Here is a 14,967-nt window from a genome sequence, read left to right on the forward strand (position 1 = left end):
GGTACTGTCGGCTGCATGGCGCAGTTCGTTGACTGGGATCTGGCCGCCGCGACTGCGGGCGCGCTGTCCAAATCAGGCCCGGCGGTTTCCTACGACGAGGCCGCTCAGGTGGTGTCCGAGCTGCGGGAGCTGACCGACCAGGCGGCCGGCCACGTGGCGGAGTACACGGGGCTGACCTCGCAGACCGAGGTCCCCCCGGTCCGGGTCGTCGACCGGCGGGACTGGGCGAAGGTGAACATCGCCGGCCTGCAACAGGTGATCAACCCGCTGGTCACCAAGCTCTCCGGGGACAAGCAGCCCAGCGCGTTCGCCGAGGCGATCGGTTCCCGGGTGACCGGGGTGCAGGCCGGGACGATCCTGGCCTACCTCTCCGGCCGCGTCCTCGGGCAATACGAGGTGTTCTCCGGCGACCCCGGCCAGTTGCTGCTGAACGCGCCGAACATCGTCGAGGTCGAGCGCAAGATCGGCGCTGATCCGCGCGACTTCCGGCTCTGGGTCTGCCTGCACGAGGTCACCCACCGCACCCAGTTCACCGCCGTCCCCTGGATGCGGGGTTACTTCCTGGGTCAGGTGCAGGCGTTCGTCGACGCCTCCCAGGGCGGCGAGCACATGCTGGAACGGCTGCGCCGCGGGGTGGCGACGGTCTCGGACGCCCTGCGCGACCCGGAGAGCCGCGCCTCGGTGCTCGACATCGTGCAGACTCCCGGGCAGAAAGCCGTGCTGGACCGGCTGACCGCGCTGATGACGCTGCTGGAGGGGCACGCCGAGTTCGTGATGGACGGCGTCGGCCCCGAGGTGATCCCGTCCGTCGAGTCGATCCGCACCAAGTTCAACCGCCGCCGTGAGGGCGGCAACCCGCTGGAGAAAACGGTGCGCCGCCTGCTCGGCATCGAGGTCAAGATGCGGCAGTACGCGGAGGGGCACAAGTTCGTGCACGGCGTCGTCGAGCGCGTCGGGATGGACGGCTTCAACAAGATCTTCGAGTCCCCGCTGACCCTGCCCTGGCTGGAGGAGCTCGGCGATCCGGATGCCTGGGTGGCGCGGGTGCACGACGCGCGCCCGGCCATCGACTGACCGTGGCCCGGATCCCGGCGCCGGTCGCCGCGGTCCGCACGGCGGTCCGCCGAGGTCTGGCGGATCTGCCGTCCGGTGCGCTCGTGCTGGTGGCCTGCTCGGGCGGGGCCGATTCGCTGTCGCTCGCCGCGGCAGCGCGGTTCGTGGCCGGCCGGGTCGGTCTGGTCACCGTGGACCACGGCCTCCAGGAGGGGTCGGACCGGCGGGCACGCTCGGTCGCCGCCTGGGCCCGAGATGCCAACTTCGATCCCGTACGTGTGTCAACCGTCACCGTCGCCGGTTTGCCCGGTGGCCCGGAGGCGGCCGCCCGGACTGCCCGTTACGAGGCTCTGGAGGTGGCCGCCGCCGAGCTCGGGGCGGACGCCGTCCTGCTCGGTCACACCCGCGACGACCAAGCCGAGACGGTGCTGCTGGCGCTGGCCCGGGGTGCCGGCCCACGTGGCCTGGCCGGGATGCCACCGCGCCGCGGGGTGTTCCGCCGCCCCCTGCTGGAGGTCGCCCGGGCCGACACCCGGAAGGCGTGTGCCGCCCTCGGCCTGGCTCCCTGGGAGGATCCACACAACACCGATCCGGCGTACGCACGGTCGCGCGTCCGTGCCACCGCCCTGCCCACCCTCGTCACCGAGCTGGGCGTGGCCGTGATCGGCAACCTCGCGCGGACGGCGGCGCTGCTCGCGGCCGACAACGAGGCACTCGACGAGCTGGCCGGGCAGGCCTTGGAGCAGGCCCGTTCCGCCGGCGGCCTGTCGGTTCCGGCGCTGGCCGGGCTCTCCTCGGCGATCCGCGGGCGGGTGCTGCACCGGTGGGCCCGGGAGCTGGGCGCACCCGGCGGCGCGCTGGCGTACGGGCATGTGATGTCCCTGGACGCCCTGGTCACCGACTGGCGCGGGCAGGGCGAGGCATGCCTGCCCGGGGGAATCGCCGTCGCGCGGCGGCAGAGTGACCTCGTTCGGGTGGTTCCGACCGTTGTCAAGTGAGCGCTGCGCAACGTAATTCGGCCCCGTTTCGCGGACGGTAACCTCCATGCGGCAGGCTAGGCACATGGCTGATGGTGCTTGGTACGACGCCGACATCGACCACGTGATCATCTCGGAGGAGCAGATCCGCGAGAAGATCGACGAGCTGGCGAAACAGGTCTCCGCGGACCATGCCGACGCCGCCGACGGCATCCTTCTCGTGTGCGTGCTCAAGGGCGCGGTCATGTTCATGGCCGACTTCGCCCGCTCGCTGGGCCGTCAGGGCCCGTCCACCGAGATGGAGTTCATGGCGGTCTCCTCCTACGGGCAGGGGACGACCTCGTCCGGCGTGGTGCGCATCCTGAAGGACCTGGACCGGGACATCGCCGGCCGGCACGTGCTGGTCGTCGAGGACATCGTGGACTCCGGGCTGACCCTGTCCTGGCTGATGAAGTACTTGGAGTCGCGGCAGCCGGCCAGCGTCGAGGTGGTCGCGCTGTTCCGCAAGCCCGACGCGGTCAAGGTGCAGGTTCCGGTGAAGTACGTGGGCTTTGACATCCCCAACGAGTTCGTGGTCGGTTACGGATTGGACTTCGCGGAGCGCTACCGCGAGTTGCCGTACGTGGGTGTTCTGCGGCCCGAGGTCTACGCCCGTAGCTGAACCGCTTTCTCAGCGTGTTCTCAGTAAAGGTGGATATGGCCGGTTTTATTGCTGAAACGCGCTGGATTGCGGGGGGTTACGTGGAGTTCGCCCTACCGCCTCACGGGTTCGCAATGCGTGCCTACGGTGTACGGTCGAGTGACCGATGGCGTGGTGTCACGAGCGCCGGAGGGGCTGGGAGTGATTCGCCGCCACCCACGCGGGGAATTGATCCCGGCGGCCGCCGGTGGGCGGTGACGTTGAGGTGACCAGGACGCCGATCAGGAGGGTCCGGGCGCTTGGCGCCCGACAACAGTATGGAACGTACGCGTTTCTTCCGCCGCCCGGTGGTCTGGATCATTCTGGTGATCATCGGCGTAGTCGCGCTGAGCTCGATCTTCACCAGTGGTCCCAGCTACCAGCGGGTCGACACTTCGGTCGCTCTTGAGCGTCTGAACCAGCCCGGTATCGAGAAGGTCGTTCAGAAGGACAAGGAGCAGACGCTCCAGATCGACCTCAAGGATCCCGAGCAGTTCAACGGCAAGAGCACGAACAAGATCGAAACCCAATATCCGTACGAGGTAACCGGCGACATCTGGGACGACGTTCGGCAGGCCAAGTCCGCAGGCCGGATCACCGGGACGATCAACACCACTGTCTCCGGCGACAACATCCTCCTCAGTCTGCTGATCAACCTGCTGCCGATCGCCATTCTGGTGGTCCTCCTGCTGCTGTTCATGTCGCAGATGCAGGGTGGCGGCTCGCGGGTGCTCAACTTCGGCAAGTCCAAAGCGAAGATGATCACCAAGGACACGCCGAAGACGACGTTCGCCGACGTGGCGGGCGCCGACGAGGCGGTCGAGGAACTCCAGGAGATCAAGGACTTCCTGCAGAACCCGGCGAAGTACCAGGCGCTCGGCGCCAAGATCCCGAAGGGCGTGCTGCTCTTCGGTCAGCCGGGTACCGGTAAGACGCTGCTGGCCCGCGCGGTCGCCGGCGAGGCCGGGGTGCCGTTCTACTCGATCTCCGGCTCGGACTTCGTGGAGATGTTCGTCGGTGTCGGCGCCAGCCGCGTCCGCGACCTCTTCGAGCAGGCCAAGTCGAACGCGCCGGCGATCGTCTTCGTCGACGAGATCGACGCCGTCGGCCGGCACCGTGGCGCCGGCATGGGTGGCGGTCACGACGAGCGCGAGCAGACGCTCAACCAGCTGCTCGTCGAGATGGACGGCTTCGACACCAAGGGCGGCGTGATCCTGATCGCGGCGACCAACCGGCCCGACATCCTCGACCCGGCGCTGCTGCGTCCCGGCCGTTTCGACCGGCAGATCCCGGTGGACAACCCGGACATGGAGGGCCGCAAGGCGATCCTCCGGGTGCACGCCAAGGGCAAGCCGTTCACGCCGGACGTCGACCTCGACTCGGTGGCCCGCCGCACGCCCGGCTTCTCCGGTGCCGACCTGGCCAACGTGATCAACGAGGCCGCGCTGCTCACCGCGCGTAACGAGAAGCGGGCGATCTCGAACTACTTCCTCGAAGAGGCGATCGACCGGGTCATCGCCGGCCCCGAGCGCCGCACCCGGGCGATGAGCGACAACGAGAAGAAGATCACGGCGTACCACGAGGGTGGTCACGCACTGGTCGCCTACGCGTTGCCGCACTCCGCGCCGGTGCACAAGGTGACGATCCTGCCGCGTGGCCGCTCGCTCGGTCACACGCTGGTCCTGCCGACCGAGGACAAGTACACCCAGACCCGCGCCGAGATGATCGACACCTTGGCGTACGCACTGGGTGGCCGGGCCGCCGAGGAGCTCGTCTTCCACGAGCCCACCACGGGTGCCGGCAACGACATCGAGAAGGCGACCGGTCTGGCCCGCGCCATGGTCACGCAGTACGGCATGAGCTCCAAGCTCGGCGCCGTGAAGTACGGCACGAGTGGCGACGAGCCGTTCCTGGGCCGCAACATGGGCCACGAGCGGGACTACTCGGACGCGGTCGCCGCCGACATCGACGGCGAGGTGCGGGCACTCATCGAGCTCGCGCACGACGAGGCGTGGGAGATCCTGGTGGAGTACCGGGACGTTCTCGACGACATGGTCCTCGAGCTGATCGAGAAAGAGACGATCACCCGCGAGGACATGGACCGGATCTGCGCCCGGGTGCAGAAGCGTCCGCCCATGTCGCCGTTCAACGGCTTCGGCAAGCGTCTCCCGTCGGAGGCCCCGCCCGTGCTCACCCCCGCCGAGCGGGAGAAGCTGAAGGCGCAGGCCGAGTCGGACGGGCAGCTCGCTGTCGGGCCGAACGCGAACGGCACCATCGAAGGCAGTAACTGATCAACGTGTCAGACGAACTCGACTATCTCGCCGCCCGGCTGGTCGACGGCAAAGTCACCGGAACACCGGTGGAGCAGGCCGTCGACCTCGGGCGGATCGAGAAAGCGGTCCGGGAGATCCTCATCGCGATCGGTGAGGACCCGGACCGGGACGGCTTGGAGCGGACCCCGGCCCGCGTCGCTCGTGCCTACGCGGAACTCTTCGCCGGCCTGCGGGTCGACCCCGCGAGCGTGCTCACCACCACCTTCGAGGCCGACCACGAGGAACTCGTGCTCGTCCGCGACATCGAGGTGCAGAGCATGTGCGAGCACCACCTGCTGCCGTTCAAGGGCGTCGCACACATCGGTTACATTCCGGGCACTGACGGGCGCATCACCGGCCTGTCGAAACTGGCCCGGCTCGTCGAGGTCTTCGGCCGCCGGCCCCAAGTGCAGGAACGGCTCACCTCGCAGATCGCGGACCTGCTGATGACCAAGCTGGGCGCGCGCGGGGTGATCGTGGTCCTCGAGTGCGAGCACCTGTGCATGGAGATGCGCGGCATCCGCAAGGTCGGCGCTCGGACGGTGACCTCCGCGGTCCGGGGCGCCTTCCAGACCGACGGCAAGGTGCGGGCCGAGGCGATGGCGTTGATAAACGCCCGCTGACCCTCCCGAACCACCCACCATGAGCACCGGCCGACCCCGTCGCCCGGTGCTCATGCCGTTCTGTTCGCCCGCCGCCACAAGCCGCCCTCGCCTTCGTCCAGCCCTCAGCCGCCAGCCGATAGCGCAGACGAGCCCTGCGACGCCCGTGCTGTGCAGCCGTGCGGCGCCTGTGCAGCCGTGCGGCGCCTGTGCAGCCGTGCGACGCCTGTGCAGCCGTGCGGCGCCCGCGCGACCTGCGACGCCTGTGCAGCCGTGCGGCGCCCGCGCGACCTGCGACGCCTGTGCAGCCGTGCGGCGCCCGCGCAGCGCCGCGACGCCCGCGCAGCCCCGCGACGCCCGCGCAGCCCCGCGACGCCCGCGCAGCCCCGCGCCGCCTATGCCAGCCCTGCAATGTCCGTGTCAGTCCCGCGACATCCGGGCAGGCCCTCTGTTGCAGCCGGAGCCGGGAGCGCGGCCGCGACGGCGGCCAACCGCCCACCTCGCGGGCTTCGACGGGCGGGACCCTCCGGCCGGGGCGGGGCTGTGGACGGGTTTGTTGCACTGAGCGGGACCACCCACGGACATCGCCCTTGCGGGCCTCGCGTTCAGGGCCGTCCGCGGCCCTGCGAGGCCCGGAAGGGTCCCCGCGGGAGCGACGATCTAGACCACAGCGGAGCTGGGAAATGAAGATCGTGAAGTTGATCTTCGGGGTTTCAGATCATGCCGCTGAACTGGTTCGCCGAGTCCATGGCGGCTCGGGTCAACTGGGTTGCCTCGTCGAGGCGGGTGCGGGCCTGCTCCAGGTGCGCTATCGCGGCGGCAGTCGACGGGTGGAACGAGCCGATCGAGGTGAGGCGGAGCAGGGCCAGCGACTGATCGAGCTGGTCGGCGACCATCTGGATGCCGGCGATGGCGCGGTCCGCTCCGGCGACCGAGGCGGCGATGTTGACCTTGACTTCTTCGATGCTGGCCAATGCTCTGGTCCTCTCGTGACTCAGCTGAGCAGGTTCTGCAGGCCGACGCCCATGCAGGTGAGCAGCACCGGGATCAGGCACGTGACGATGCCGAGCACGGGCGTGCGATCGACGGCCGGCCCGCCCTGCTCGCCGTCGGCGCCCCAGACGAAGCCGATGGTGGCCCACCCCAGCCCGAACGCCAGCAGCGGCATGCTGAGGCCGCAGAGCAGCGTGTACGTGGGCAGTGAGCCGCTCGGCGCCACCAGGTAGAGGATGATCTGGACGAGCAGGACCGCCGCCGCGAACGGGCCGTAGACCAGCAGATTCCGAGCCCACGGGCGCGCGGAACCGGCCGGGAGCGGGCCGATGAACGCGTGATCCGCGGCGTCGGCCGTGACCCTGGCCTGCTGAAGCGCCGACAGCACGGCCGGCGGGCCACCGGTCACCGCGGCGACAGCGGTCGCCCGTTCACCCTCCAGAGGCACAAGATCGCTTTCCGGTACGCCGAAATCGCGCACCAGACGCGCACGCTGCGGGGCCAGTCTCGCGCGGACCGCGGTCAGCTCCTGCCGCGCGGCGGTGACCGTGGCGGCCTGCTCGCCCGCGACCGTGCTGGCCGCGCGGCGCACCGCGTCGAGCTCGCGAGCCGCCGCCAGATAGGCCGCCCACGGGCCGTCGGACGGCGGGCCCGCCTGGGCCGGCACGACGCCGCTCTGCGCTGCCTGCTCCTGGTCCGTCACGGGTTGTCGCCCTCCGGCTGCACGAACGGGACCACGGTGACCGTGCGGTCGGTGTGCCGGTCGTGGAGCAGAGCCCGGTTCGGCCTCGGCTGCCAATCCACCGCCCGGCCCAGCATCAGCGTCACATCCGACTGCGGAACGTTCAGGAAGAGCAGGCCGGCCACGTCCTCCCGGCCCATGCTGCCGCCGGTCTCCTCGCTGAACCGGCGCACACCGCGCCACCAGGAGAGCAGATGCGCACCACGACTCGGCCCCTCGCGCAGCAGCTGCCGCAGGCCGGTCAGCGTGCCCGCCGGGGCCGCGTCCATCCCGAACACCACCCGGTAACCCGGCTGGTCGGAGGCGAGCTCGGCGGAGAGGCCGGCCGCGTCGACGACAAGAACCTCCTGCCGGTGCGCGATCTCCTCGGCCAGCTCGGCGGCGAGGACGTCACCCTCGGCGACCAGCGACGCGATCACGAACCGGGTGGTCCGGGGCGCGTGACAGGCCGCCACACTGCGGGCCACCGCGTCCAGCACCTCGGCGCCGGTCGGCTGCGAACCCAGGATCGCCAGGTGCCGCCCGGGCGAGGAGTCCAGCGGGAACGCGGCCGTCGACAGACTCACGTCGATCATGCGCCCGAGCAGCGCGGTCGGACGGCTCGCCCGGCCCGCCAGCGCCGCCCGATAGGTGGGGTCGTCGGCCAGATGCTGGTGCGCGTAGCCCGCGAAGATGCGCGGCGGGATCGACTCCGGATCACGAGCGCCCCACAGCTTGTGCCGCAGGTCACTCAGCAGGCTCTGGTCGGCGTGCGGATCCGGGAAGCGAACCACCCGTTCGTGGCCCCGCGTCGCCCCGCGCGGCCCACCCAGACCACCGGCCGTGTTCACCACCGCGCTGCCCAGGGGAAGCCCGGCCGCCGAGTCGTTCGTCGGCTCCAGCACGTCACCGCCGCCCGGCAGCGCGATCCGCACCGGGAACTGGCCGAAAATCGAATCGCGCTTCGCATACAGGGCCTCAACGCCGAGCACCGTCTGACTGGCGAGGACCAGATGAATCCCGTACGACCGGCCCTTGCGCGCCAGCGACTCGAGAAGCCCCACCGCCTCGGCCGCGGTCGGATCATTGCCGGCCAGCAGCACCTGGAACTCGTCGATGACACACAGGACCCGGGGCAGCGGCCGGCCCCTGCCCTCCTCGGCGGCGACCGCGCGCAGATCGGCGAAGCGGGACACCCCGGCCCGCTTGTACGCCATCGAGCGGCGGCCCATCTCGGCGTCCAGCTCGCGGAGGACAGCCAACCCGTACTCCCGGTCGGATTCGACACCGACCGCCCGGGCGTGCGGCAGCCACGTGCGGTCCCGCTGAGTCGGCACGAACTCGGCGAACGACACGCCCTCCTTGAAATCGAGGAGGTAGAGCGCCAACTCGTCCGGCGAATACCGCGCGCCGAGCCCGTAGAGCACGTTGATCAGGAAAGCGGTCTTGCCGCCACCGGAACGACCACCGACCATCCAATGCGGGGTCAAGTCGTTGAAACGCAACACCAGGGGCACGTCACCGTGATGGCCGACCACCGTCTCCACCCCGCCGGACGCGTCCGCCGACCACAACTCCTCCGTCGGCTCCGGCAACAGATCGGCCAGCGTCACCCGGGACGCGGCCGCCGTGTGCGCGACCAACTCCGCACAGACGGCGTCGACCAGATGCGGCGGTGGCTCCTCATCCAGAAAAACCGGCGCATTCAACCACGGCGTCTCCGGCGTCGACCCGAACGAACCACCAGGCGGATCACCGACGATCGCGAACGGATTACGCACCGAGACGGCGGTGGTGCGCGGCAGCGGCGCCTGCGTCGTCTCCGCGGTCAACGGCGGCGGAGGCCAGCCGGCCACAATCAGATGCAACCCCGAATCCGGCCCCTGCTGGGCCAGCGCGGCGATGCGCCGCAACTCCTCGCCCTCGGTCATCTCCGGCAGGCTGGCGATGATCACCAGCAGCATCCGGTCCCGCCGCTTCCGGCCACCGCGCGCGGGTCGCAGCCACTTCTCCGCCTCGGAGAGCACATCCCGCAAACCCTGCCGGTCGACGGCCGGTGGCGACATCAGCCCGGCGTCGGCCAGCTCCTCGAACGGCTCGAAAACCGCGCCCCCACCGACCCCGTCAACCGTGCGGACCAGCAAGGAGCCGGCCGGAGTGGCCGCCAGCATGCGCAACAGCAGCGACCTGAGCAGCCCGAACACCCGAGGATCAGTGGCGCTGGCATCAACGGTCAGATGACCCACCCCGAGCAGCGGAACAATCGCCGGGAAACGAACATCGTCCAGCGGCTGAGCCACCCCGAGCCGCACGAACTGCGGCATCTGCCCACCACCGAGCGGCGCCCGTGGCGTCAACGCATCAAGCGGTGCACCGAGCCACCCCGGAGCGACCTGAGCCGCCGCCGCCTGCAGCCGCTGGGCCAGCCGGTGCTGCTCCCGAGGGTCACTGGCGCCCGGAGCGTACGCCTCCAGAGCGGCGGAGGCAGCATCCGCTGTCGCCACCGCCTGCCGGTGCAAAGCAGCGGCCTGCCGGACCCGCAGAGCCGAACCCGCCACTGCTGTCACCTCCTGTCGCGCGCATAAAACCTATCCCAGACCAGCGAAGGCCCATGCAATGCGGTCCCGGGGCGGTTTGGTGGGATCCGAGAGGAAGCATCCGGTGATGTCCGCTCGGGGTGTCCTATCAGGAGCTTGCGATCATGGGTACGGGAGGAGGGGCGGTGCGGTTCGGCACTGCCTTGGCGCGCTGAGCCCCCGATGACGAATTAGTGTCGTATGTATGCAGCCGCACAACGGTCAAGCGGGATTCGGGGCACCGTCGTCGGAGACGTCAGCGCAGCCCGGAGCTTCCTCGGAGCCCAAGGAGGTTGATGCGCCGGCTCAGCCGCGCATCGCCGAGATGGCGTCAAGGCGAGGTGGGCGGTTCAAATCTCGCAGAACCAGGCTGACGCTTGCCTTGGCTGCAGGTGTCGTATCGTTGCTCTGTCTCGGTGGGGTGGGCGTAATTGTGGCGATATACGACAACGCCACGAAGGTTGAGCGGTCGGACCCAAGCGTAGTGATGGTCAATTTTCTTGGGGCCTATATGGCTCATCGAAACGATCAAGAAGCGGAATTGTATTCCTGCAAGGAGGGCGCCGACTTTAGTAAGCTGAGTGCCTTCAGGGATCAGATAAAGTCGACCGAATCCAAGTTCTCTATCCAGGTGGTAGTGACCTGGAGGAACCTAAAAGTAGAGACTTCAGGAACTCATTCTATTGCGACCGTGGATATCGTCAGAGCTGTATCGGATGGGTCTGAGCGGACATCAGAAACTTGGAAGTTCGAGTTAGTTGATAAAGGTGATTGGCGCGTTTGTTCCGCTAGTCCAGTCCTATAACCTATTCGGTCCAAAGGGCGTTCGCGACGACCTCCATGGTTTGGGGGAACCGTGCGCTCCAAGACCAGCTGTACCAATCAATTTCGGTCGCGACTCGGACGCAGATGTCGCCGCTACTGCTGGTATACAGCTCCGTTGTAGCTCGGAGGTCACGTTGCTCGCCGCCATCAAGAAGCCTTACAACGCGTCGTCCTGTCAGGACTGACTCCCGAGTGGCTGGGACGGGAGGGCGTCTGGGCGGCTCATCAAGCGATACGAGACGTGAGCCGCCAGAGTTGGGAAAAGCTGGTACACCGAATTCTTCGGCCCACACTCGCTCAATTGGAACTAAGGCGGCAAATACCTCGGTTTTTTCTGACTCGGCGCGATACCATTCCGCTTCGGGCATTACGGGGACGTATGTGCGGCTTCCCTGGACAAGCTTTTCGTCTGCTCGGAGATCGCCGCGCCAACCTAGACCCGGAACTCCAATAAGAACGCGTCGACCCCGCAGGCTTCCGCTCATAACGGCTGGTACGGGAACCACTGGGCGGGGTGGGTCCGGCCTCCAGAAGTCATTCTGAAAAAATGGTTCTGGTAGCGGCTCGCCCATCATCCTGCATTGCCTAAGGGGGCGCCTTGTTGTTGCATGAAGGGTACTGGATTGGTCGCGCCTCCGCTCGATCGATCGTTGTTGTAATGGACCTCGAAGTGCAAGTGGGGGCCGGACGAGTTTCCACTAGTGCCGACCCGGCCGATTATCTGGCCAGCGGTGACCTTCTGATTCACCTTGACGAACGGTTGCTGAACCATATGACAGTAACGGGTCATGATGTTCCCGGCGTGCTGAATCTCCACCATCCAACCGCATCCGCCCTTACCCGGATACCCGTCGACGTTGCAGGTCTTACGCCCTCTGAAGTCCTCATCGCATTTCACGACTGAAACGATGCCACTGGCGGCTGCGGCGATGGGTGTGTATCGCCCGATGATCAGGTCGACACCTTGGTGATTGGGCCGCTCCGGGCTACGGAAGCCGGATCCGACCTCCGCCTTCACCGGGATGGTCCATCCGGAGGCTGCAGTCTGCCCGGCACCCGCGCAAGACATTGAGAGTGAACTGCCGACCGCGTTCGCCGCACCATGGGCAAGCATGTTCACGATTTGGGTAGCGGCCGGCTCATGCTTCGCATACGCGTCCGGGTAAGCGCTGATCTGAACGGCCTGCGCTGCCCGGGTCAGCGACATGTTCTCCCAGCCCTTGATCGTCTTTAGCTTCTCGTAGAACTTCGTAGCGGCGTACTCCGGTTCTTGGATCTCAGCCGGTGTTCCCCAGCCAGAGCTGGGGCGCTGCTGGAACAGACCAAGGGAGTCATGATCATTACGTGAACCCAGATTGCCGAGATTGGACAAGCTGGACTCCTGCATGGCGGTGGCCACGGCGATCACCCAGGCGCGGGGCGGCATCTTCAGCTTTGCACCGACGTTGATGATCACGGCGGCATTGCGAACCTGTTGGGCGCCGTACTGCCGTGCCTTGGGCAACTTGGCGTTTGGGTCGATCGGTCCGCCCCGACCACAATCGAATGAGGTGACGCCCAAACTGGTCTTGTCGTCTTTGTTGGCGAGTTCACCGTAGAGCAGGATGGCGATACTTCCGCCGCAACACAACAGGGTTAGCGTCGTCACCATTGCGACCAGGAGAACCACTTTGCGGGGCCGCCGAAGGGTCATGCGCCCTCCCAGTCGATGCCGTCAACCAGCCAATGGCCGTCCGGGGCGACGAGCCGCAGACTGAGCTTGCCCGAGTTCATCGTGACGATCGCATTGACCTGAGTTTCGTTGACCACGTCCAGCGTCGGGCGACCGAGTACCCGGTCTGCCGGAACACCGGCAGGATCCGCCCCACGGAGTTGGTCGGCGAGATCCGTCGTGGCATTCGGCAGCAGACGGTCAAGCCACTTCTTCGAGGTCACATCGCTGTGGCTGACCCAAGCGGAAGCGAAGGCGTAAGCAACCTGTTCCGGCTGGGCCCCACCTGGACTTGTCTTCGGCTTCGGCGGAGGCTCGGACGAGACGACGCTGTCATCCTCGGACGGGTCGACGCTGATTGCGGGCGCTGGTGACCCGAGTCCGATAGGAGATGAACCTGACTTTCCGTCGGACAGAAGGCGGCCGATACCGACGATGGCCAGCACTACTGCCACGAGAACCAGGGCGACACCCCCACGCGTACGAAACAGTGCGTTGAGCCCGCGCGCGACTACCCCCGACACTCGATCACCTGGCCTCGGAGCGCACCCGCGGGCCAGCGGTCTCCTGCGTCGTGGAGCCCGTATCCGGCCGGTAGATCGTGTAAGAAGCGGGCTGCTCGGCTACGTCCGGCTCCGTCCATTCGGTACGTCGAGCCTTGGGTCGAGGAGAAGCAGGACGGCTGCTGCCGCCCTCGGCGGGACCGCTCGTCGACCGGGTAGCCGGCTTTGTGCCGCGGGTCGATTCTGTGCCATCCGGACGCTTCGGGACTGGAAGCTTCGACGCGTTCTCTGAGTCCGGGCGCGTCGACTCCGTGCGGGTCGATCCCGAGTGGGCTGGGTCCTCCAGCCGGGCCTCGGGGCGCATATTCCGCGGTTCGACGAAGAACGTCCGATTGTCCTTGCCAAGCGCGCGCTCACGAGTACTGGCACCGTCGGCAATGTCGAGTTTAGCGGCCTCGCGCATATCCTGGAAGAACCGGCGATGCCATGAACCGCCTGAGGCGATAGTTGCAGCGCTGTCTTTCCCTCCAAGTTGGGTGATACGACGGTAAGGGCGGAGTAGCAACCAGCCGACGACACCGCAAAGCCACACCAAGACAACCTGAAGCCACCCGGGAAGGGTGGCGGTATTCATGATTAAGTCGACCGCGAAGAGATAGATCGCGGCGCCGGTTCCGAAGATTGCGATGTTGAAGATGGCCGCCACTACAGCGTTTCCTAGGCGTCGAATGCCTGCACTTGCGGGTCGAAGGAGGCCAATAGTTCCGAGGATCGGAGCAACAATAACGGCCCAGCGAAAGACTAGAAATCCGAGAAGTACTAGAACGGAGGCCGTAATGTCGAACATTGCGAACATGATTGCGGCAAGGGTGGCGATGAAACCTGCGCCGATGCGCTCCATGCCGTTGGTGCCCTGGAGATACTCGTAAGCCTCAGGGTCCTCAATTTTGATCTGGGCTGAAAGTGCACGCCATTCGGTCTTCTTGAGCTCGATCATGGCGTCTCGAGTTGCCGGGTTTTTTCGAATATCCTCAATCTCATCCCACTGGAACGAGTGGGCTCGGTAAAGCGCGGCGCCGTATTTCTGAGCCGTATCGCTATCCGCTGATCCGAGAATTCCTCGCAGCCAGTTGCGGTAAAGCATTGTTTCTGTGACGGTGTCGCTTGCGCGGACTGCAGGCGGCCGGTTGTCGATGCACGCTTTAGGATCGCCAAGTTTGCAAATGGTGTTCGCGCCGTCTTGATTTTGCGGATCTAGCGCGGTATGGACCACGCTTAATGAAGTTATGAGGCTCTGATCCGCAATATTAGCTGAGCGAACAGGCCATGCGGCAATTGCCGTTACGCCGACCATGACCAGGATCGCCCATCCGACGGTCGTTGTCGCGGCGCCCATGTCGGCCTGTCGAGATCGCCAGATCAGGTAAATTCCGATCACTGCCAGCGCGATTGCGCCGAACACGTGGAACACCTTATCGTAGACGTCCTTAGTTGCCTGTTCCACAAGCTTGTCGGCCCAGGCCCACAGTGACTTGGGATCCCAAGCTCGTTCGCGGAGCGCATTCGATGCCCCAATGACCGCGGTCGCAACCATGAACTCACCGTTGGCAAGCGTTGACTCCGCTCGAGAGTCTGCTTCCGTCAGCGGAGCGGCGCATCCGCCGCCTTGATCATAGTTAGGGAAGCTATATCCAGCGTATCCATACAGGGTGTACCTGCCTGCGCGGCCGTTTGCGACATCTGCGGCCGGCTTTTCCGCGAACCATCCAGCCAAGCCTGAGTCAGGCGCACTTGGAGTAGGTGCGTTCTCGCATTTTGCCTTATCTCCGACAGCTTTTATAAGTCGGTCAAGGCAATCGTTGATCCCGCTGTTCCACTCTTCGACACTGCAGGCGCCGCCTGGTGCCTTGGATGGTTCGGCGTAGGCGCCGGTCGGCGCTGCCACAGCCCAAGCGATCGACGCCACCACCATCACGACGAGAACCGAGAGGAGCGCCACCCCCCGCCGAACCATC

Annotated in this window: 12 protein-coding genes; 5 read left to right on the plus strand and 7 right to left on the minus strand. The window is 66.7% G+C overall.

Features of this window, described 5'->3' with window-relative positions:
* Window positions 1-15 precede the first annotated feature (15 nt).
* From ACH442_RS37840 to folE, 5 genes are all read left to right on the plus strand, one after another.
* Window positions 16-1,074 (plus strand): zinc-dependent metalloprotease, encoded by a 1,059-nt coding sequence (locus ACH442_RS37840; RefSeq protein ID WP_396342909.1) that lies wholly within the window; start codon window positions 16-18, stop codon window positions 1,072-1,074.
* Window positions 1,075-1,076: 2 nt separating this feature from the next.
* Window positions 1,077-2,051, plus strand: coding sequence for a tRNA lysidine(34) synthetase TilS (gene tilS / locus ACH442_RS37845; protein ID WP_396342910.1), 975 nt, complete (start codon window positions 1,077-1,079; stop codon window positions 2,049-2,051).
* Window positions 2,052-2,115: 64 nt separating this feature from the next.
* Entirely contained in the window at window positions 2,116-2,691 is a 576-nt protein-coding gene (hpt, locus tag ACH442_RS37850) for a hypoxanthine phosphoribosyltransferase (protein ID WP_396342911.1), read from the plus strand.
* Window positions 2,692-2,987: 296 nt separating this feature from the next.
* On the plus strand, window positions 2,988-5,000 hold the full coding sequence (ftsH, locus tag ACH442_RS37855) for an ATP-dependent zinc metalloprotease FtsH (protein WP_396342912.1): 2,013 nt from the start codon (window positions 2,988-2,990) through the stop codon (window positions 4,998-5,000).
* Window positions 5,001-5,005: 5 nt separating this feature from the next.
* Window positions 5,006-5,644: a GTP cyclohydrolase I FolE gene (folE, locus tag ACH442_RS37860; RefSeq protein WP_396342913.1), complete on the plus strand. Its 639-nt coding sequence runs from the start codon at window positions 5,006-5,008 to the stop codon at window positions 5,642-5,644.
* Between the two features lie 692 nt (window positions 5,645-6,336).
* Here folE and ACH442_RS37865 read toward each other — a convergent pair.
* From ACH442_RS37865 to ACH442_RS37895, 7 genes are all read right to left on the minus strand, one after another.
* Complete coding sequence (locus tag ACH442_RS37865; protein ID WP_396342914.1) at window positions 6,337-6,597, minus strand: hypothetical protein; 261 nt, start codon at window positions 6,595-6,597, stop codon at window positions 6,337-6,339.
* Window positions 6,598-6,617: 20 nt separating this feature from the next.
* Window positions 6,618-7,319 (minus strand): hypothetical protein, encoded by a 702-nt coding sequence (locus ACH442_RS37870; RefSeq protein WP_396342915.1) that lies wholly within the window; start codon window positions 7,317-7,319, stop codon window positions 6,618-6,620.
* Entirely contained in the window at window positions 7,316-9,904 is a 2,589-nt protein-coding gene (locus ACH442_RS37875) for an FtsK/SpoIIIE domain-containing protein (RefSeq protein ID WP_396342916.1), read from the minus strand. Before ACH442_RS37875 ends, ACH442_RS37870 begins: the two co-directional genes overlap by 4 nt.
* 815 nt (window positions 9,905-10,719) lie before the next feature.
* Window positions 10,720-11,310: a hypothetical protein gene (locus ACH442_RS37880; protein ID WP_396342956.1), complete on the minus strand. Its 591-nt coding sequence runs from the start codon at window positions 11,308-11,310 to the stop codon at window positions 10,720-10,722.
* Window positions 11,310-12,431, minus strand: a complete 1,122-nt coding sequence (locus tag ACH442_RS37885; protein WP_396342917.1) for a M23 family metallopeptidase — start codon at window positions 12,429-12,431, stop codon at window positions 11,310-11,312. The genes ACH442_RS37880 and ACH442_RS37885 overlap by 1 nt, the downstream gene beginning before the upstream one ends.
* The gene (locus ACH442_RS37890) at window positions 12,428-12,904 is read right to left on the minus strand and encodes a hypothetical protein (RefSeq protein WP_396342918.1); all 477 of its coding nucleotides are present in this window, start codon (window positions 12,902-12,904) and stop codon (window positions 12,428-12,430) included. The genes ACH442_RS37885 and ACH442_RS37890 overlap by 4 nt, the downstream gene beginning before the upstream one ends.
* A 73-nt stretch (window positions 12,905-12,977) precedes the next feature.
* Entirely contained in the window at window positions 12,978-14,966 is a 1,989-nt protein-coding gene (locus ACH442_RS37895; protein WP_396342919.1) for an MFS transporter, read from the minus strand.
* Window position 14,967 lies beyond the last annotated feature (1 nt).

The sequence above is a fragment of the Actinoplanes sp. NPDC020271 genome, from assembly GCF_044388125.1.
Classification (GTDB): domain Bacteria; phylum Actinomycetota; class Actinomycetes; order Mycobacteriales; family Micromonosporaceae; genus Actinoplanes.